15 protein-coding genes are annotated in these 19,778 nt (G+C 63.0%); 5 read left to right on the forward strand and 10 right to left on the reverse strand.

Features of this window, described 5'->3' with window-relative positions; translation table 11 throughout:
- On the forward strand, nt 1-301 hold a 301-nt coding region (locus tag KPL81_RS11475), incomplete at its 5' end, for an FAD-binding protein (RefSeq protein ID WP_219792226.1).
- Nucleotides 302-397: 96 nt separating this feature from the next.
- On the opposite strand, the gene KPL81_RS11480 is transcribed toward KPL81_RS11475, so the two are convergent.
- The 6 genes from KPL81_RS11480 to KPL81_RS11505 form a co-directional block, all read right to left on the reverse strand.
- The gene (locus KPL81_RS11480; protein WP_219792228.1) at nt 398-1,519 is read right to left on the reverse strand and encodes an acyl-CoA dehydrogenase family protein; all 1,122 of its coding nucleotides are present in this window, start codon (nt 1,517-1,519) and stop codon (nt 398-400) included.
- A gap of 9 nt (nt 1,520-1,528) precedes the next feature.
- Nucleotides 1,529-2,722: an acyl-CoA dehydrogenase family protein gene (locus KPL81_RS11485; RefSeq protein WP_219792230.1), complete on the reverse strand. Its 1,194-nt coding sequence runs from the start codon at nt 2,720-2,722 to the stop codon at nt 1,529-1,531.
- Complete coding sequence (locus KPL81_RS11490) at nt 2,719-4,140, reverse strand: enoyl-CoA hydratase/isomerase family protein (protein WP_219792232.1); 1,422 nt, start codon at nt 4,138-4,140, stop codon at nt 2,719-2,721. Before KPL81_RS11490 ends, KPL81_RS11485 begins: the two co-directional genes overlap by 4 nt.
- Before the next feature lie 8 nt (nt 4,141-4,148).
- Nucleotides 4,149-6,173 carry a TRAP transporter permease gene (locus KPL81_RS11495; RefSeq protein WP_219792233.1) on the reverse strand — a complete coding sequence of 675 codons (2,025 nt, stop codon included), beginning with the start codon at nt 6,171-6,173 and terminating at the stop codon, nt 4,149-4,151.
- Nucleotides 6,174-6,238: 65 nt separating this feature from the next.
- On the reverse strand, nt 6,239-7,399 hold the full coding sequence (locus KPL81_RS11500; RefSeq protein ID WP_219792234.1) for a TAXI family TRAP transporter solute-binding subunit: 1,161 nt from the start codon (nt 7,397-7,399) through the stop codon (nt 6,239-6,241).
- A gap of 280 nt (nt 7,400-7,679) precedes the next feature.
- On the reverse strand, nt 7,680-9,392 hold the full coding sequence (locus tag KPL81_RS11505; RefSeq protein WP_219792235.1) for a SulP family inorganic anion transporter: 1,713 nt from the start codon (nt 9,390-9,392) through the stop codon (nt 7,680-7,682).
- Between the two features lie 121 nt (nt 9,393-9,513).
- Here KPL81_RS11505 and KPL81_RS11510 point away from each other — a divergent pair, with 121 nt between their 5' ends.
- Both KPL81_RS11510 and KPL81_RS11515 read left to right on the forward strand, forming a co-directional pair.
- The gene (locus KPL81_RS11510) at nt 9,514-10,788 is read left to right on the forward strand and encodes an O-acetylhomoserine aminocarboxypropyltransferase/cysteine synthase family protein (protein ID WP_219792236.1); all 1,275 of its coding nucleotides are present in this window, start codon (nt 9,514-9,516) and stop codon (nt 10,786-10,788) included.
- Nucleotides 10,789-10,979: 191 nt separating this feature from the next.
- Nucleotides 10,980-12,572 carry a methyl-accepting chemotaxis protein gene (locus tag KPL81_RS11515; protein WP_240549217.1) on the forward strand — a complete coding sequence of 531 codons (1,593 nt, stop codon included), beginning with the start codon at nt 10,980-10,982 and terminating at the stop codon, nt 12,570-12,572.
- A gap of 18 nt (nt 12,573-12,590) precedes the next feature.
- Here the strand turns inward: KPL81_RS11515 and rarD are convergent, their stop codons facing one another.
- Entirely contained in the window at nt 12,591-13,529 is a 939-nt protein-coding gene (gene rarD, locus KPL81_RS11520; protein ID WP_219792237.1) for an EamA family transporter RarD, read from the reverse strand.
- A gap of 160 nt (nt 13,530-13,689) precedes the next feature.
- Between rarD and KPL81_RS11525 the strand changes: the two genes are divergently transcribed.
- Both KPL81_RS11525 and KPL81_RS11530 read left to right on the forward strand, forming a co-directional pair.
- On the forward strand, nt 13,690-14,505 hold the full coding sequence (locus KPL81_RS11525) for an amidohydrolase (protein ID WP_219792239.1): 816 nt from the start codon (nt 13,690-13,692) through the stop codon (nt 14,503-14,505).
- Entirely contained in the window at nt 14,505-15,206 is a 702-nt protein-coding gene (locus KPL81_RS11530; RefSeq protein ID WP_219792241.1) for a pseudouridine synthase, read from the forward strand. Before KPL81_RS11525 ends, KPL81_RS11530 begins: the two co-directional genes overlap by 1 nt.
- A gap of 1 nt (nt 15,207) precedes the next feature.
- Here the strand turns inward: KPL81_RS11530 and KPL81_RS11535 are convergent, their stop codons facing one another.
- The 3 genes from KPL81_RS11535 to KPL81_RS11545 all read right to left on the reverse strand — a co-directional run bounded on the left by KPL81_RS11535 (nt 15,208) and on the right by KPL81_RS11545 (nt 19,774).
- Nucleotides 15,208-16,938 (reverse strand): sensor domain-containing diguanylate cyclase, encoded by a 1,731-nt coding sequence (locus tag KPL81_RS11535; RefSeq protein WP_219792243.1) that lies wholly within the window; start codon nt 16,936-16,938, stop codon nt 15,208-15,210.
- Between the two features lie 156 nt (nt 16,939-17,094).
- Nucleotides 17,095-18,696 (reverse strand): ABC transporter ATP-binding protein, encoded by a 1,602-nt coding sequence (locus KPL81_RS11540; protein ID WP_219792245.1) that lies wholly within the window; start codon nt 18,694-18,696, stop codon nt 17,095-17,097.
- Entirely contained in the window at nt 18,689-19,774 is a 1,086-nt protein-coding gene (locus KPL81_RS11545; RefSeq protein ID WP_219792247.1) for an ABC transporter permease, read from the reverse strand. Before KPL81_RS11545 ends, KPL81_RS11540 begins: the two co-directional genes overlap by 8 nt.
- Nucleotides 19,775-19,778 lie beyond the last annotated feature (4 nt).

Below are 19,778 nucleotides of genomic sequence, written 5' to 3' on the forward strand. Positions count from 1 at the left end.
CAAGCTGCTCGACGGTATCGCCGACAAGCTGGGCGCGGCCATCGGCGCCTCGCGTGCCGCGGTGGATGCCGGCTTCGTGCCCAACGACATGCAGGTGGGGCAGACCGGCAAGATCGTCGCGCCGGAGCTCTACATCGCCGTGGGCATTTCGGGGGCGATCCAGCACCTGGCGGGGATGAAGGACTCCAAGGTGATCGTGGCGATCAACAAGGACGAGGAGGCGCCTATATTCCAGGTGGCCGATTACGGCCTGGTCGGCGATCTGTTCGAGATCCTGCCGGAGCTCGAAAGTAAACTGTAAGAAGATCGGGATCTCCCAGCTAGGCTCTTACCGCTGCCAAGCAAAAGGCCCCACGCGGGGGCCTTTTTTTCATCTCGGCAAGACGTTTTGGACGTATCAGGCAGCGGTGAGTCTCTCGCTGACGAATTCGAGATGGTGATCCACGTCGCCCAGATAATGGTCGAACATCACCAAGCGCTTGGCATAGTGGGAAATGCTGCATTCATCGGTCATGCCCATGGCGCCGTGGAGCTGGATGGCCTGCTCGGCAACGAAGCGCGCGGCTTCGCCGCAGTAGGCCTTGGCAGCGGCCACGCGGTAGTCGCGTTCGGCGGCGGGGCGCTCGAGGCTGGTAGCGGCGAGGATCGCCATCGAGCGGGCCTGCTCCAGATTCAGGTGCATATCGACCATGCGATGCTGCAATACCTGGAAGTTTGCCAGAGGCTGGCCGAACTGGCGGCGCTCCTTGAGAAACGCCAGGGTCTGGTCGCAGGCGACCTCCATGGCTCCCACCGCCTCGGCGCAGAGTGCTGAGCGGCCCAGTGCCAGGGCAGCGTCGAGGGCTTCGCCGGCGTTGTCGGACAGGCAGGCATCTTGTGGCAGGATGACGCCACTGAATTCGATGTCGCATGCTTCACGGCCATCCAGCGTCGGATAATCGCGATGCGTGAGGCCGTCGCTATCGATGGGCACCAGGAAAATGCCGAGCCTACCTGAGGCGAGGCGGGCGGTAACCAGCAGCGCCTCGGCCGAGGCAGCTGCCAGCACCACCTGCTTGGTGCCTTCGAGCACCCAGCCTTCGGCCCGGCGCTCGGCGCGGGTGACGATGTTGTGGGCGTCATAGCGGGCCTCGGCTTCCTGCCAGGCCAGCGCCAGCCGATGCTCACCGCTCAGCAGTGGCTCCAGCCAGCGTTCTCGTTGGGCCTCGTCCGCCAGGCTTGCCAACAACGTGCCCGGCAGTAGCAAGGCGTCCAGGTAGGGTTCGCCGATCAAGCCCTTGCCCAACGACTGCATCACGATCATGGCATCGATGCCGTCGCCGCCCAGGCCGCCAACCGCTTCCTGGAACGGCAACTGCAGCAGGCCCAGCTCAGCGAAGGTTCGCCACAGGGAAGATGGCGCTCTGGAAGAAGTCTTCTCATCGTGCTGATCGACGTGGGGCAGTCCCTCCTGGTCGGCAATCAGGCGCTCCAGGGTGTCGGCGAGCATACGTTGCTCGTCGCTGTAGGAAAAATCCATGTGGGCTCCTTACATGCCGAGCAGGGTCTTGGCGGCGATGCTTTTCTGGATCTCGTTGCTGCCGCCGTAGATCGAGAGCTTGCGCCGATTGAGATACTGGACGCCGACGGCGGCATTTTCGGCCTGCTCGGCATCGAGCTGCGCGTCGCCGTAGAGAAACTCCGGAAAGAACGGCAGCGCAGCCGGACCCAGCGCGCGGCGGGTCAGCTCGCTGAGCTCCTGGCGCAGCTCCGAGCCGCGCACCTTGAGCAGTGAGCTCTCGGCGCCTGGGGCGCCGCCGTCGCGTGCGGCAGCGAGCACCCGTAAGTGCGTGACTTCCAGCGCCATCAGCTCGAGCTCCGCCTTGACCACGCGGTGGCGGAAGCTGGGCAGTTCGAGCAGTGGCCGGCCGCGATGTCGAGCGCGACCGGCCACCGACTTGAGATGACGCAGCGCCTGCTTGGCGTGGCCAAGGCCGGTGATGCCGGTGCGCTCGTGGGTAAGCAGGAACTTGGCGCAGGTCCAGCCCTGGCCCTCCTCGCCGACACGGTTGGCGACCGGTACACGCACCTCGTCGAGGAATACCTCGTTGACCTCGTGAGCCCCGTCGAGCGTGATGATGGGCCTAACGCTAAGCCCTGGGCTTTGCATGTCGATCAACAGGAAGCTGATGCCGGCCTGCTTCTTTGCCTCGGGGTCGGTACGCACCAGGCAGAACATCATGTTGGCGTGCTGGCCAAGGGTGGTCCACGTCTTCTGACCGCTGACCACGTATTCATCGCCATCGCGCACGGCCCGGGTGCGCAGGCTGGCCAGGTCGGAGCCGGCACCGGGTTCGGAGTAGCCCTGGCACCACCAGTCGTGGTTGGCGAGGATGCGCGGCAGATAGTGGCTCTGCTGGTCCTGGTTGCCGAACTTCATGATCACAGGCGCGACCATGCTGACACCGAAGGGTACGATGGTCGGCGCATGAGCCGCGGCGCACTCCTCATCGAAGATGTGTCGCTCCACCGGGCCCCAGCCTGGGCCGCCATGCTCCTTGGGCCAGTTGGCACCGAGCCAGCCGCGCTCGCTCAGGAGGTTTTGCCAGCGCACATGATCATCGGCGGAAAGCCGGCGGCCTAGTCGCACTTTTTCGCGAATGTCGACGGGTAGCTCGGTGGCCAGGAAATCACTGACTTCCTGGCGAAATGTTTTCTCATCGGGAGAGAAATCAAGATTCACGAGGCGTGTCCTCCCAGAGTGGCTTGGCGGTGGGGGCCGCCCAGGTGGCGCGGATAGTCGAGCGCCTCGATGGCGAGCAGGTCGATATCGCTGTCGCGGTAGGCCCAACCGCGGCTTGCCAGCATCAGGCTGGCCGCATCCATCGCCGCATGCGGGTTGGGTCGATCGTCGCGGACCGCCTTGTCCAGTGCCGCCAGCAGGCTGCCCCGACGGCTCACCACGACCCCTTGGCGAAGCGCCTTCAGTGCATTGGCGACGGCCTGCTGCTCGTCGGGGCCGGCGCTCAGGGTGACCAGCTCCGCCATGCCTTGCTGTTCAGGCACGATCAGTGCCATAGCGCTGTCGATGGCGTCGAGGTCTTCGGCTTCGCTGGGCGATAGCAAGGCGATGCGCAGGCAGTGCGCCGGGCACGCCATATCGACACCGGGAGCGACGAGGCAGGCTTGTGTGTCGTCATCGGGACGGTCACTCAGTTCGAACCCGGCGCGGTCGGCCTTGGCTTTTAGACGTGGGAAGAGGTGATGCTCGCCGAGCAGGGCGATGCGAGTCACCGCGGGTGCCTCGCCGGCATCGGGGACCTTGTGAGGCGCGCGAGCGGCGAAGAAGGCGTGGATCAGCCCGGCACGCTGGGGGGAGTCCATGCATTCAAGAAACAGTTCGCGCTCGCGGCGCAGTCCTTCGGCCAGGTTGCCTTCGCTGCTGGCCGCGATGGCATCGACACAGCGGAAGGGGGAGAAGAGGTCGGGAACCTCGGCTTCGAGCCTGGCCCGGATGCGCTCGATGGCCTGGGGGGCCGCTGCCGGGGGTGGGAGCTCGCCCGTGATACGCGCTGCTCGCCTGCCGTCGATCACGTCGCGTGCCGCTGCTAGCCCAGCCTCGAGCGGGCTGTCGTGCTCCAGCACGGCATCGACGATTCCGAGTTCAAGGGCCTCTCCGGCCGAGGCGAAGCGACCGCTGGTGATCAGGTCCAGTGCCGCCTCGATACCGGTCAGGCGTGGCAGGCGCTGAGTCCCGCCGGCACCGGGCAACAGGCCCAGCTTGACCTCGGGCAGACCGACCTGGGTGCCTGGCAATGCCACGCGTAACTGGCAGCCCAGCGCTACTTCGAGCCCGCCACCGAGTGCCGTACCGTGAAGGGCGGCGACGATGGGCTTGGTGCTGGACTCGAGGCAAGCAATCACCTCGGGCAGGATCGGTGCCTGAGGCGGCTTGCCGAATTCACGGATATCGGCACCGGCGATGAAGGTGCGGCCGCGAGCAACCAGCACCAGCACCTGAGCTTCGGGGTCACCATTGCCCTGGACGACGGCATCCATCAGGCCTTGGCGAACGGCCTGCCCGAGGGCATTGACCGGTGGGTTGTCGATGGTAATGACACCGATGCCATCCTTGCAGTGATAGGTCACGGGGCTGGTCATGCAATACCTCATGAATCGATGGGGGGCGTCAGGCGCGTCTCTCGCTGCCCTGCCTGTCGCTGACTCCAGCGTGAAATGACGACGGCTGGGACCAGTGCGGCGAGCGCGAAGGTGAACAGTTCTAGCTGGCTCAGCGGCACCATGCCGCCGCCGGGCAGTGCGAGCATGAGGCCAGCCAGCAACACCAGCGGCCGAGCCACGCACTCCGAGACCATGCCCATGCCGAGGCGGCCCACGCCGATCAGATAGCCCTGCATCGCCGAGGCGAACAGCACGATGCCCACCAGCGCCTGGACGAACACGAGGCCGATCTGCAGCGGCTCGCCCTGCATGATCAATGCCGGGTTGAGCACGAACAGGAACGGGATGAAGTAGATCACGCTGCCCAGGCGCATTGCCTGCAGGCCGGTGGACATGGGTCGTGCTCCGGCCACGGTGGCGGCGGCGAAGGCGCCGAGCGCGACGGGTGGGGTGATGAAGCTGAGCATACCCCAATAGAGAATGAACATGTGCACCGCCATGGGGTCGAGCCCACCACCTTGGATCAGGGCCGGCGCGAGTGCCACGGCCAGAAATATATAGGCAGCGGTGACGGTCATGCCGATGCCGAGCACGAAACTGGTCAGGGCTCCCATGATCAACAGCAGCGGCACATTGCCTCCGGCAATATGAATGAAGTCGTTGGCAATGGTGCCGGAGAGCCCGGTCATCGACAGGGCACCGACCAGCATGCCGACGCCGGCCAGAATGGCGATCAGCTCTGCGAACAGCTTGGCCGCCGAGGAGAGCGACTCGCCCAGTTCGCGTAGCCCCCAGCGGTTGCGGGGGGAGAACTGATTGAGTACGAGCAGCAGCGCGGTGGCGTAGAAAGGTGCCACCGCCTCGCGCTGCATGATCAACAGCATCCACACCAGCAGCGCGAAGACGAAGATGAAGTACCAGCCCTGCTTGAGGGTCTGCCACAGGGAAGGAAGCTCCTCGGCGGGCAGGCCCTTGATGTCGTGGCGCGCGGCATAGGCATCGATCTGAATGAACAGGCCGAGGAAATAGAGTATCGAGGGGATGACGGCAGCCAATGCCACGGCGGCGTAGGGTACGTCGAGGAACATCGCCATGACGAAGGCAGTGGCCCCCATCACCGGCGGCATCAATACCCCGCCGGTGGAGGCGCAGGCTTCCACGCCGCCGGAAAAAGAGCGCCCCATGCCGATGCGACGCATGGCGGGAATCGACAGCACACCGGTGGTCAGTACATTACTGATCACGCTGCCGCTCATCGAGCCCATCAGGCCGCTCGAGAAGATGGAGACCTTGGCGGGGCCGCCACGTACGTGTCCCAGCAGGGCGAAGGCCAGGTCGATGAAAAACTTGCCGCCCCCGCTTTTCTGCAGCACCACGCCGAAGACCAGGAAACCGATGACCAGGCCGGCAAAGGCCTGCAGCGGTACCCCCATGATGCTTTCGGTACTCATGGTGTGGTACATGGCGGTCTCCTCCAGGGTGGAGGGGAACGCCTGTATTGGCCCGGGCACGATATCCGCGACCAAGGGGTAGAGCGAGAATGTCGCGGCGATCACGGCGATGGGCCAGCCTCCGGCGCGACGAGCGGCTTCGATGATCAGCAACCACCACGCATAGCTGGCGATGATCGCGGTATCGGGAGCGGCGAAAGCCCAGCCACGCTCGAGAATCGACTCGGCGTGATAGACGAAATAACCACCGACGACCAGCGTCACTAGGCTCAACGCATAGTCATACCACGGTACCGGACGATACTGCAGTGACGACTTGACGGGCCACAATAGATAGACCAGTGGCAGCAGCAGGGCCACCACGGCATAGTAAAACTGCGTTTCCAGCCCGGTGACGATGCGAAGCCAGCCCAGGTTGAACAGATAGTCCAAGGTCATCAGCATCAGCACCACCGTCACGGCGCCTGGGATCCAGCGCAGGGCGGTAGGCAACGGGCGGACGTGAGTGACCTTTTCCTTGAGCTGGCGGGGCGACTCGGGGGGGGATGAAGCGGTGGTCATGGCGGCGTCCGTTAATCGGGAAAGGGGCGGCACGGCCGCCCCAGGGTCAGGCTCTCAACGGGATCTCATTCGAAGACCGGATCGAACCCGGCGTCGGAAAGCGCCTTTGCGCGGGCCTGCATCCAGGCGTCGCGGAACTCATCTTCTTCGGATGGGGCGTCCTCGAGGAAGGCGTTCCAAGTCTCCAGCAGCAACTGCTGACGCTCGACCAGCGAATCCTGATGAGCCTGCATCTCGTCGGTCCATTCGCCGATCTCCTTGTAGTACTCGACCACGGCATCATGGAAGGGCAGGACCCAGGTCAGATCCTGATGTTCGAAGGCATAACCCACGGCACCGGGTGCGGCATCCTTATAGTCGTCGTAGTTGTCTTGCAGCGCCTTGATCAGACCGTAGGCAACCTCGTCGTCGAGATCCTGGTTGGCCACCACGATCGGGTAGGGATAGCTCGCGCTGGGCACGGGATTGTCCGTGCTGATATCCCCCGCACCGGCAGTCACTTCATGGGGTTGGAAGTACGGCGCGATCGCCAGCATGCGCTCCCATCCCTCGGCGTCATCGGGATCGAGTACCGGCCAGCTGATGCCGCGCGGGCTGCTGGCGAGCTGCTGGGCTGGCGGTGTCACGGTAGTGGTGAAGGAGGCGTCTACATCGCCGGCAATGATGCCGTCGAAAGAACGTGCATAGCCCGGGTAGTCGACGCGTTCGACGTCGTCCCAGGTCAGGCCGCCGAACGCCAGGTAGGCCTCGGTCCCTTTGTTCAAGGCGTCGTCGCCGCGGATGTAGGCGATGCGCTTGCCAGCGAGGTCCGCCGGGGTTTCCAAGTCCAGATCACCCGCCACGGCCAGTGACAAACCGAACGAGGCGGTGGAGGTGGTGATAACGCGGATCGGCTGCGGGCCCCAGTCGCGATCGGCGAACATCAGCACACCCTCGGCACCGTAGTAACTGGCGATACCGCAGGCACACAGGTCGACCCGGCCCTGCTTGAGGGGCGTCATGCGTGACACGTCGTTGTCGCCAGGAAGAACGCGTACAGAGGTTCCGTAATGGTTCTGGAGCATGTTGCCGATGGCGACGGCTTGGGCATAGCCGCTGGAGTTGGTGCCGTAGGCCGTCCAGGCCATGGTGCCGGGAAGCTCGACCTCAGCGGCCTGGACCATGCTGGCAGAGAGCAGCGAGAAGGGCAGTGAGGCGAGAACGATAGAGCGAGACAGCGGGCGCATAGGAAGCTCCTGTGCTGTTGAAGTGGTTGTTGTTTTGCTATGCGGTATTTGATTCCGAAATCTGTGATCGATACTAGGAAGGCGCTGCGTCGGTGTCAACGCATGCCAGGTAAAGAGCTTTCCTGATACTTTCGCTAGGCGAAACGTGACGTTTCGGGAAGACAAGAATGTCGAAAAAATAAGGGCTTGCCCGAGCCGCCCAGGGTGCGCTGAGGCGAGGTGGTCGACCAAAGTATAGGGCCGTGCCGTTCGAGTGAGGGCCCCTCTCATGCCTGGTGCGCTATTCCGCAGGACGAGAGAGCTCGCGCCAGGCGGCGTAGGTGCTGAGGAACACCCGCCCGGTCATGTCATCGAGAAAGTCGCTGCACTTCAGGCGATCCATCACCGGCCCCTTGACCTCGGCCAGATGCAGGGTGACACGGGAATCTCGCAGGCGGGCGTTGATGGCATCGAGGCTCTCCAGTGCCGAAGCGTCGACGAGGTTGACCGCCGAGCAGATCAGCACCACATGCTCTAGTTCGGGACGCCTGGCCACCAGGTCGTAGACGGTATCCTCCAGGTAGCGGGCATTGGCGAAGTAGAGGCTTTCGTCGATACGCAGCAGCGCTACGTGGCCAGCAGTCTCGGTTTCGTGTCGTTCGACGTTGCGGAAGTGCTCGGTACCGGGAATACGACCCACCAAGGCACTGTGCGGCCGGCTGGTGCGGTAGAGGAACAGTCCGATGGAGAGTGCGACGCCGCTGATGATGCCAGCCTCGACGCCTTCCACCAGGGTCAGCAGGATGGTGATGGCCATGGCCGAGAAATCGCTGCGCGAGTAGCGCCAGGTACGACGAATCATGGAGACGTCGATCAGGCTCAGAATCGACACGGTGATCGTGGCTGCCAGGGTGGCAATGGGAAGGTGATGGAGCGCAGGGGTAAGAAACAGCGTCACGGCGCCGATGCCGAGTGCAGCGAACAGTCCGGCCAGGGGAGTCTGCGCTCCGGCATCGTAATTGATCACTGTGCGTGTCAGGCCCCCGGATACCGGCATTCCTGCGGAAAAGGCGGAGATGATGTTGGCGCCCCCCAGACCGACCAGCTCCTGGTTGGGCGAGATGCGTTCGCGCCGGCGTGCGGCGAGCATTTGACCCATGGAGACCGACTCGACGAAGCCCACCACGCTGATCAATAGGGCCGGCACCAGGAGCGCCTGCCAGAGGTCTGCATCGAAACCGGGCAGGGTGAAGGGCGGTAGACCCTGGGGGATATCGCCGATGACTGCGACGCCGGCATCGGCCAGCTCGAAATGCAGGCTGAGCAGCGTGGTCGCGATCACAGCTAGGACCGGGCCCGCACGGGTGATCAGATCGGCCAGGGTTCTGGAAAGACCGATGCGGCGCAGCGCCGGCCTTCCGTACTGGCGCAGCAGCAGCAGGAACAGCAGGGTGCCGATACCGGTGGCCAGCGTCTGCAGGTGGGCGTCGGGCAGTCGTAGGGCAAGCTGCATCAGCCTGGGCAACAGCTCTCGGGCTTGGAGTTCGATGCCAAGCAGGTAGCCCACCTGGCTAGCGGCAATGAGGAAACCCGATGCGGTAAGAAAGCCGGCGATCACGGGGTGGCTCAAGAAGTTGGCCACGAAGCCCATGCGCAGCAGGCCCATGAGGAGCAGCATAAGCCCTGAGAGCAGCGACAGTATCAGCGCTGCCTGCAAGTATTCAGGCGTACCCGGGGAAGCGACACCCGAGAGTGCCGCGCCGGTCATCAACGCGATGATCGCCACCGGCCCCACGGCCAGGGTCCGGCTGGTGCCCAGCAGGGCATAGGCGATGGCCGGCAACAGGCTGGCATAGAGCCCCACCACCGCAGGCAGACCGGCCAGCACGGCGTAGGCCAGCGACTGGGGGATCACCATGACGGTGACGATCAGTCCCGCCAGCACATCGGCACCGCCCAGGCGGCGATTGTAGTGGGGCAGCCAGGTGAGGATCGGCAGGTAGCGTCTGAGCATCCCTTCTCTTAGTGTCAGGGGCTTGGGAACACCAGACTAAACGATATTGGTGGTCGAGTTCAGTGTTGGTTAGCATCTGGTTAAATACACCGCACAACGACAGTTCACCACAGGACACGCCATGAAACCCGAAACTATCGCTCTGCATCACGGCTATGCGCCAGACGACCAGCACTCCGTGGCCGTGCCGATCCATCAGACCACTTCGTTCTCCTTCGACAGCGCCCAGCATGCGGCCGACCTGTTCGACCTCAAGGTCGAGGGCAATATCTATTCGCGCATCATGAACCCCACTTGTGCCGTACTGGAACAGCGCATTGCTGCGCTGGAGGGCGGAATCGCCGGACTGGCGGTGGCGTCGGGCATGGCGGCGATCACCTACGCGATTCAGACCATCGCCGAGGCTGGCGACAACATCGTCTCGATCAGTGAGCTGTACGGTGGCACCTACAACCTCTTTGCTCATACCCTGCCACGGCAGGGGATTCAGGTGCGCTTTGCCGACAAGGACGATATCGCCGGTATCGAGTCGCTGATCGACGCACGTACCAAGGCCGTTTTCTGCGAGAGCGTGGGCAACCCCTCCGGCAGCGTGGTCGACATGGAAAGGCTGGCTGAGGTCGCCCATCGCCACGGCGTTCCCGTGATCGTCGACAATACCGTGCCCACGCCTTTCCTTTGGCGCCCCATCGAACACGGTGCCGATATCGTCATCCACTCCGCGACCAAGTACATCGGCGGCCATGGCACCACGATCGGCGGTGTGATCGTCGATTCCGGCAAATTCCCCTGGGCCGAGCATTCGCAGCGCTTCCCGCTGCTCAACGAGCCGGATGTCTCCTACCATGGGGTGAGCTACACCCGCGACGTGGGCGAGGCGGCCTTCATCGCGCGGGCGAGAGTCGTACCGTTGCGCAATACCGGAGCGGCGCTCTCGGCACAGGCTGCGTGGAACCTGCTGCAGGGGCTGGAAACGCTGTCGCTACGCATCGAGCGGATCTGCGCCAACGCCCAGCGGGTGGCCGAGTACCTCGAAGGACACCAGGCGGTGACCTGGGTCCAGTACGCCGGACTGGCGAACCATAAGGATCATGAGCTTGCCCAGCGTTATATGAACGGTCGCGCTTCGGGCATTCTCAGTTTCGGCATTCAGGGTGGCCGCGAGGCGGGCGCGCGTTTCTACGATGCCTTGGGCATGATTTTGCGCCTGGTCAATATTGGTGACGCCAAGACCTGCTCGTCGATCCCGGCTTCGACCACCCACCGTCAGCTCAACGATGAGGAACTCGTCGCCGCCGGTGTGTCTCCCGACATGGTACGCCTGTCCATCGGTATCGAGCACGTCGACGATATCATCGCGGACCTGGAGCAGGCCCTCGCCGCCAGCCAGGCCTGACGCCGTGCGGTGCGAGACGCCCGGCGTGTAGCACTGCAACGACCGGTATCGAAACGGGCATAAAGAGGAACTATCGGCCAACCGAGAGAGCACTTTAGTAGCGCTTTGGTCTGTCAGGCGAAAGTGGTGGTGCAGATACCGCTTACTTAACGTTAAGCTCGGATAACATCTATAACAAAGAGACGACACGCATGCGGATACTGATGCTCCTGCTGGTCGCGGTTGCACTTGCCGCCGGCTTTTTGATCGGCTACCGCGGCGGCGCCGAATGGCAGGCGCTCCTCTCGGTGGGGCTGGCATCGGCGGCGGGTGCCATGCTCGCGCTGAGTGGGTTGGCCGCAATTCACCGCGCAGGTGCCGATTCGTTGGCCAACGATCGTTTCCATGTCTGGCTTCCCGTTTCCCGCGACTATCTCTCCCTGCGGCGGATGGCGCACGGCTTGATCCAGCAGGCCAGCACCACGGCCATCGCCTCTGCCGAGGTCTCGCATCACGCCGATCGCATGGACCAGCGCCTGGAGCGGCAGGAGCAGACCGTGCGCGAAGCCTCGTCGAGCATGGCGGCGATCACTTCGGCCATCGAGCAGGTGGCCGCGAGCGCTGCCAACGTAGCCACACTGGCCAGTCGCTCGCGTGATGCCAGCCATGTCAGCCGCGAGTCGCTCGGGCAGGTCATCGACGAGATGCAGGCACTGGCCGAGCGTTCCGAGGAGGCGCTGGAACTGCTCAACATGTTGAGCCAGAAGGCTGACAGCGTGCGCCACGTCACCTCGCTGATCGAAGAGATCGCCGAGCAGACCAACCTGCTTTCGCTCAATGCCTCGATCGAGGCTGCCCGGGCCGGCGAGCATGGGCGCGGCTTCGCGGTCGTTGCCGGTGAGGTGCGTCAGCTCGCCGGGCGCACCGCCGATGCCACGCGCAACGTCGAGGCGCTGGTTGGTGATATCGGCGATAGCAGTCACCGCGTGGTCGATACCATCGGTCACCTGATGCAGCGTGTAGGCGACCGGGCCAAGGAGATGAGCAAGGTCGGCGAGCAGCTGACCGAGATGACCGGTCACTTCGATCAAGTGGAAGGCGAGATTCGTTCGATCGCCGAGGCCATGGAGGATACCAACCGACACTCGCAGCGCGTGGCCGGAACGTTGGGCACGCTGGAGGAAGATGCCGAGCAGGGCAATCGCGATATGCACGGTCTGGCGAGCCAGGCGCGCGCGCTGATGGCCGGTGCCGAGGCGGTCGACGCGGCTCTCGCTCAACAGCGCCTCGAAGGTCGCCATCAACAGGTGTTCGAGGCGGCGCGGCAGGCCGCCGCCAAGATCGGTGCGTTGCTCGAATCAGCCATCAAGCGCGGCGAGCTCGATGAGCAGGCGCTGTTTCATGCCCAGTACACGCCGATTCCCGGCACCAATCCACAGCAGTACGAGACCGGTTTCGTCGGTTATACGGATGAGAACTTCCCGGCGATTCAGGAGCCGCTGCTCGAGCGCCTGGGCGTTGCCTATGCCATCGGTATCGATCGACGCGGCTACATCCCCACCCACAATGTGCAGAGCAGCCGCCCCCCGACCGGCGACTATGACCACGACCTCAAGTTCTGTCGCAACCGGCGGATCTACGAGGACACTACCGGTCAGCGCTGCGGTACCCATGAGCAGACCCTGCTGCTGCAGACCTACAAGCGCGATACCGGCGAGGTCATGCACGATCTGTCGGTGCCGATCTACGTTGACGGCAAGCACTGGGGCGGTTTCCGGGTCGGCTACAAGCCGGAAACCGCCTGAGTTAACCCATTCCCCTGATTAGCTCCGCTCCCCCTCTTGAAGCGTACCGGCCGGTGCCAGGGGGGAGCGCGGCCGGCTGCTCCAGGCCGACCAGGAGTAGAGCGCCAGACTGGCCCAGATCAGCAGGAAGGTGGCGAGCTGGACCAGCGAGAGCGGCTCACGAAAGACCAGCAGGGCGATAAAGAACTGAATGGTGGGGTTGAGGTACATCAAAAAGCCCAGAGTGGCGAGACGCAGGCGCCGGGCCGCACCGGCGAAAGCCAGCAAGGGCAGGGCGGTAATCACCCCGCTCGCTACCAGCAGCAGTGTAATACGAGGCGCGCTCAAGAAATGGGAGAGTTCGCTGGCACTGAGCCAGGCGAGCGCCAACAGCCCCAGGGGCAGCAACAATAGGGTCTCTACGAAGAGTCCTGAAAGACCGTCGAGTGGCACCTGCTTGCGCAGCAGTCCATAGGTGCCGAAGCTCAATGCCAGCGTCAGGCTGATCCACGGCAACTCACCGAGCAGCACCAGTTGGATGGCGATGGCGATACCCGCAAGCACCACGGCGATGCGCTGCAGCCCGGCCATCGCCTCGCGCAGGATCAGCATGCCCAGCGCGACGTTTACCAGCGGAGTGAGAAAGTAGCCCAGGCTGGCCTGGAAGACCTGACGGGTTTCCACCGCATAGATGTAGAGCCCCCAGTTGATGGCGATCAGCAGGGCACAGCCGAGCACCCGTCCCAGGCGTCGAGGTTCGGCCAGTGCCTTGCGAATGGGGCTCCAGCGCTTGAGCAGCGTGACCAGCCCGACCAGGAACAGGCACGACCAGATGATGCGGTGGATTAGGACCTCGAAGGCAGGAACGCCCTCGAACAGGGCAAAAAACAGCGGGAAGCAGCCCCACATGACATAGGCAGCCAAGCCGAAACCGACTCCACGGGTGACTTCGCGATCATACGGGGAGGACAAACGCATGCTGGTTTCTCTGCAGGAAAGAAGGCTATAACTTAGCAGCCTATTGGAAGCATCTCTACGTCCCCAGGCGCTGCTGAGGGCTGAGTGCCGTGTCGGGCTGACGTCGTCGCTGGCCTGAGTTAGGCTGAAGCGATAGACGAGACTCCGCAAAGGAACCAACATGAGCGATTTGCGTACGACCCTGGTGCAGTGCGACCTGCGCTGGGAAGATCCCGAAGCCAATTGCCGCATGCTGGAAGAGCAGCTTGGCGATCTCGATGGCGGCAATACCGATCTCATAGTGCTGCCAGAGATGTTCTCCACCGGCTTTACCATGAATTCGCGCGAAATGGCCGAACCCATGGCGCAGAGCCGGGCGACAGCCTGGCTCTGCGAGCAGGCCAGCAAGCGCAACTGTGTCGTGACCGGCAGCGTAGCGATCGTCGAAGAGGGCCAATACTACAACCGGTTGGTGTGGGCGCGCCCGGACGGCAGTGTTGTCAGTTATGACAAGCGCCACCTGTTCCGCATGGCCGGGGAGCACGAGCGCTACTCCATGGGGCACGACCGTGTGATCGTGACGCTCAAGGGCTTTCGCATTCTGCTCAGCGTTTGCTATGACCTGCGCTTTCCGGTGTGGCTGCGCCAGAGTCCCGAGCCCGGCGAACACTTCGAGTACGACGCCTTGCTGTGCGTGGCCAATTGGCCGGCGCCGCGTCGCCATCCATGGCGCATCCTGTTGCAGGCGCGGGCGATCGAGAATTTATGTCCGGTCATCGGTGTCAACCGTGTCGGCGAGGATGCCAACGGCATGCGCTATGCCGGCGATTCCATGCTGGTCGACTTCAAGGGCGAGGCAATCATCGACGAGCCGCGCGATACCGCGTTCATCAAGACAGCCACGCTGTCCCGCGATGAGCTCGACGCCTTCCGTGAGAAGTTTCCCGCCTGGCGTGATGCCGATCACTTCTCGCTGGCCGACGGGGTGGGATTCTGATGCGCCTGGATCGCTTCCTGGCGGAGACTACCGATCTTACCCGCAGCCTGGCCAAGAAGGCGCTGCATCGAGGTGAAGTGAGCGTCAACGGTGTCGTGGTTAAACAGCCGGCCACTCACGTTGGCGACGAAGATCGGGTCGAATGGGACGGCCAGCCGTTGGCATTGGTCGGATTGCGCTACGTGATGCTGAACAAGCCTGCTGACGTGGAGTGCAGCGCGCGGCGCGGACTCTATCCACGTGCGGTGGATCTCATCGATCTGCCCAGCGCTGAACGTCTGCAGACGGTGGGCCGACTCGATGTCGATACCACTGGGTTGGTGCTGTTGACCGACGACGGCCAGTGGTCGCATAGGGTAACGTCGCCGCGACGGCGCTGCGCCAAGGTCTACCGCGCCGTGCTTGCCGAGCCGTTGGCGGGTGCCGCACTGGACGAGGCCGTCAGGCGCTTCGATGAAGGCATGCTGCTCGATGGTGAGGAGAAGCCCACGTTGCCGGCTCGGCTTGCCATGCTGGGCCCGTGCGAGGCCGAACTGATCCTGTACGAAGGGCGCTATCACCAGGTCAAGCGCATGTTCGCTGCCATCGGCAACCGGGTGACGGCGCTGCATCGTGAATCGGTGGGGCCCCTGGCATTGGGCACGCTTCCCATGGGGGAATGGCGTGAATTGAGTGATGCCGAGGTGGCCGAGTTCGCCTGAATCAGGCGGAAGGCGCATAGGTTTCGCTGCGATCGCGACCGCAGTGCTTGGCCCGGTAGAGGGCCAGATCGGCCAGTCGGCACAGCTCGATCGGGTCATCGGCGTGTGCCGGATAGCTGGCGATTCCGCAGGAAAGGCTGACGCAGCCGAGCGCTTCGCCTCCATGCAGGAAGGACTGCTGGCGCATGGAATCCAGCAGGCGCTCGACGGCTTCGCCGGCCTGCTGTGCCGTGGCACCGGGCATGATCACCACGAATTCCTCACCACCCAGTCGGCAAACCACGTCGGCCTCTCGAAAATGCTCGCCGATCAACCTGGCGGTAGCTATAAGCACCGCGTCACCGGCGTCATGCCCATAGAGGTCATTGAAATGCTTGAAATGGTCGATGTCGAGCATGACCAGGGTCAGCGTCGTACCGCGCCTGGCGCAGGCTGCTTCATGAGCAAAAACCTCATCGAAATGGCGCCGGTTCTTCAAACCGGTCAGTGGATCCTGATAGGAGAAGGCACGCAATTGCTCGACCATGTGTTGCAGGTCCTGGGTGCGATCCGCCACCTGCTGCTCGAGGCGTTGATTCAGCTTTATCAGTTCGCGCTGGGTGAGGGTATAGTGCCGCAGCGAGATCGCCACGATGACCAGGCTGAAGCCCAGTGCCCCCAGGCTGACCGGAATCTGCTGCCACGGCAGCAGCCCATGGGCAACCGCCATATCGAACAGCAGCAGCATCGCGAACAGGCCATAAGCGGCGATAACTACTCGCTGCTCGCCACTCAGCCACTTCCAGTGACCGACGACGAGGGCGAACAGTATCGGCAAGCTCACGGTCAGCAGGACGTCATAGACGGGAAAGGTACTGGAAAGGTTGACGATACCGCTCAGGGCGAGGCTCAGGGACAGAACCAGATAACCCAGATGCCATTGCCACAGCCGGCGAATCCAGCGGGAGAGTCGATGCGAAAACCAGGGTTCGAGCAACAGTCCGATGCCTACCGGAAGCGCATAGTAGCCCGCCGCCGCAAGATAATCCCACAATAACGGCATCGCCAGCAGTAACTGGCTGGCCTGTGTCTCGGCCAGGATCATCACGCCCGATGCGAGCGAAAAGAGCCCCACACCGACAAAGGATTGGCGACGCTGGTGAAGTAATGCAAAGCATCCCGCCAACAGTGCGAGTAGTAGACAGAAGGCGCTGACTACCAGATCGGCTGCGGAACGATTCAGGATCAGGGAGAAGAACTCGGGGCGGTCCATCAGACGAACTTCGCCCCAAAGACCGATGTCGGTGTAGTTGGAGTAGACCCGGAACGTCAATGGCTGACCGGCAAAGTCCTCGGGCAAGCTGATAACGTGCCATGGCCAGCCGACGAAAGGGCCCTCACCGCGGTCATCGAAGCTACCGTGTTGATAAATCAGTTCGGTGCCCAGATACGCCTGGGCGATAAGATCGATGCTGTAGATGTAGAGCACGGGATCCCGCCATTCACCGGAGGGCAGGGTAATACGGAACCACGCATGATGCTGTCCATCCCGATTGGGCGGGTTGGACGGGAAGTCTATGGCATGCCAAGCCGTCTCATCCTCCATGACCAGCCATGCGGGTGTGCCATCCTCAAGTACAGGCGAGTCTCCCCAGCGGTACTCCCAACCACTATCGAGATCCAGTGACGCAGCCTTTACCAAGCCAGGTGACAGGGAGAACAAGACCAGCAACGGTAGGAAAAGGCAGCGCATGGATGGCGTTTCCTGTGTTCCCGACGGGCGTGACACCCTAGTATAAGGCAAAGGTAAAGGCAGGGCGCGTTCAGTATCGTTAGTCTATAAGGTATTATACCGTTATCTTTTTGACGCCTAATACTATTTCCTAATACGGTGGATCTACATTATTGATCAGGTGCCAGGGGATTTAAGCCCTGCTGCCTTCACCAAGGCTCGCGTATAGTCACTGCTTGGATTGTCCAGAAGTGCTAGGCATTCTCCTTGCTCTACCAGTTCTCCATCTTTCAGTACCAGTACCCGATGAGCCATGGCGCGCACCACGGCGAGATCGTGACTGATGAAGAGAAAGCTCAAGCCGCGGCGGGCTTGTAGGTCACGTAGCAGTTCGACCAGTTGCTTTTGTACGGTACGATCGAGTGCCGATGTGGGCTCGTCGAGTACCACGATCGCCGGCTCCAGGATAAGCGCTCGTGCCACGGCGATGCGCTGTCGCTGCCCGCCGGAGAACTCATGCGGATAGCGCACGGCACAGTCCGCGGGCAGCCCAACTTCGTGGATGGCGGCACGTACGCGTTCGTCAACCTCGTCGTCAGCGAGTTCAGGGTAGTGGAAGCGCAGGCCTTCGCTGATGATGTCCGACACCGGCATGCGTGGCGACAGCGACCCATAAGGGTCCTGAAATACTACCTGGAAGCGGCGCCGCCGCTTGCGTAGCGTATTCCCAGTGAGGCGATCCAGCCGTTCCCCATCGAGTTCGATCTCGCCGCGGCTCTCCACCAGGCGCAGCAGGGCCATGGCCAGGGTGGTCTTGCCGGAGCCGGACTCTCCCACGATACCAAGCGTCTCTCCCGGGGCCAGGTGCAAGTCGATTGGCTTGACCGCCTCGAAGGCGGGGGCGCGCTTGGCGAACAGTCGCTTGGGGCGTTGAAAGCTCACCGAGACGTCGCGCGCCGCAAGTAATGCCCGCTGGGAGGCGACGGATGCTGGGCGGCCGGTCGGCTCGGCATCCAGCAAGGTTCGCGTATAGGCGCTGCGAGGTGCGGAGAATACATCGCTGACAGGCCCTGTCTCCTGCTCGTGCCCGTCATAAAGGACGCACACGCGATCGGCATGGCGCCGTACCAGGTTGAGATCATGAGTGATGAAGAGCATGCCCATGCCATGCCGATCCCGGAGCTCAGCGAGCAGGGCCAGGATCTCCTGTTGCACGGTGACGTCGAGTGCGGTGGTGGGTTCGTCGGCAATCAGCAGCTCGGGATCGTTGGCAATGGCCATGGCGATCATGACCCGCTGCCGCTGACCGCCGGAGAGCTGATGCGGCCAGGCATCGAGCAGCTCATCGGCACGCGGCAGCTTGACCTGTTCCAGAAGTTTACGGGTTCGCTCCCGCGCTTCACGTCCGGAGATGCCCTGGTGAAGGCGAAGCGTCTCGCCGATCTGCTTGGCCACGGTGTGTAGCGGGTTGAGCGAGGTCATGGGTTCCTGAAACACGAAGCCGACACGGCCGCCACGCAGCGCTTGCCAGTCCCGCTTTCCCAAGGCCGCCAGATCCGTGTCGCCGAGCCAGCGTCCCCCTTGGACCAGAGCATTGTCCGGCAGCAGGTCCATGGCGCCCAGTGCCGAGACCGACTTGCCGGAACCGGACTCACCGACCAAGGCCAGCGTCTCGCCGCGACGCACCTCAAGGGTCAGCTCATTGAGTACCGGCTTGCCGTCGAAGGCGATCGACAGCTTGTCGAGTCGTAGCAGAGGTAAGGAGCGAGAGTCAGGCATTGGGATGCGTCCTGGTCAACGGAGTAGCACTCGTAGCATGCTGGATATGGCGCGGATCGAAGGCGTCACGCAGGCCCTCGCCGATGAAGACCAGCAGCGAGAGCATCAGCGACAGGCTGACAAAGGCGGTAATGCCGAGCCAGGGTGCATGCAGGTTGTTCTTCCCCTGAGCCACCAGTTCACCCAGAGAAGGCGAGCCCGGCGGCAACCCGAAGCCGAGGAAGTCGAGCGCCGTCAGCGTGGTGATGGCGCCGGTGAATAGGAACGGAATGAAGGTCAAGGTGGCGACCATGGCGTTGGGCAGTACGTGACGCCACATGATCAGGCGCGAGGGCAGCCCCATCGCTTTGGCGGCACGCACATACTCGAGATTGCGCGCACGCAGGAACTCGGCGCGGACCACGTCCACCAGCCCCAGCCAAGAGAACAGCAGCATGATGCCAAGCAACCACCAGAAACCGGGCTGGACGAAACTGGCCAAGATAATGAGCAGAAACAGTACCGGCAGGCCCGACCAGATCTCGGTCAGGCGCTGGCCGATGAGGTCCGTCTTGCCGCCGAAATACCCCTGTATACCGCCAATGATAACCCCCATCACCAGCGACCCCGCGGTCAACACTAGTGCAAAAGCGACCGATAGCCGAAAACCATAGATGACGCGTGCCAGGACATCGCGCCCCTGATCGTCCGTCCCCAGCCAGTGGCGCGTATCTGGGGGTGAAGGCGAGGGCCGCATCATCTGCATATCCAAGGTCTGGTAGGAGAAGGGGATCAGCGGCCAGACGGCGGTGCCGTTCTCCTCGATCTGCTGGCGAATGAAGGGGTCGTGATAATCGGTACGGGTCGGCAGGAAGCCGCCGAATTCGGTTTCGGGGTAGTCCACCAGCAGCGGCACGTACCACTGGCCGTCGTAGCGCATGACCAGCGGCTTGTCATTGGCGATCAGTTCAGCGCCAAGGCTCACCACGAAAAGAGCAAGGAAGATCCACAGCGAAACCCGGGCACGGCGGTTGCGCCGGAATACCTCGACGCGCCGGCGAGCGATAGGGGAAAGCTTGTCGGTGAACGCAATGGCCATCGGT

Origin of the sequence: Billgrantia antri, from assembly GCF_019430905.1 — a bacterium.
Lineage (GTDB): Bacteria > Pseudomonadota > Gammaproteobacteria > Pseudomonadales > Halomonadaceae > Halomonas > Halomonas antri.